Origin of the sequence: Pseudomonas sp. NPDC087639 (assembly GCF_044743385.1) — a bacterium.
Lineage (GTDB): Bacteria > Pseudomonadota > Gammaproteobacteria > Pseudomonadales > Pseudomonadaceae > Aquipseudomonas.
In genome coordinates, this window is record NZ_JBIUWI010000023.1 from 1 (window position 1) to 429 (window position 429).

1 pseudogene is annotated in these 429 nt (G+C 62.2%); it reads left to right on the forward strand.

Going from position 1 to position 429, the window contains the following annotated elements:
• Positions 1–429, forward strand: a pseudogene (locus ACIOVB_RS12175) (ABC transporter ATP-binding protein); the annotation flags it as partial.

Below are 429 nucleotides of genomic sequence, written 5' to 3' on the forward strand. Positions count from 1 at the left end.
TGATCGGCAACCAGGACGTCAGCGGCATGAGCCCCAAGGATCGCGACATCGCCATGGTGTTCCAGTCCTACGCGCTGTACCCGACCATGAGCGTGCGCGAGAACATCGAGTTCGGTCTGAAGATTCGCAAGATGCCGCAGTCGGCGATCGACGAAGAAGTCGCCCGCGTGGCCAAGCTGTTGCAGATCGAACACCTGCTCAACCGCAAGCCGGGCCAGCTCTCCGGTGGTCAGCAACAACGTGTGGCGATGGGCCGTGCGTTGGCGCGTCGGCCGAAGATCTATCTGTTCGACGAACCGCTGTCCAACCTCGACGCCAAGCTGCGCGTCGAGATGCGCACCGAAATGAAACTGATGCACCAGCGCCTGAAAACCACCACGGTCTACGTGACCCACGACCCGAGCGAAGCGATGACCCGGGGCGACACCG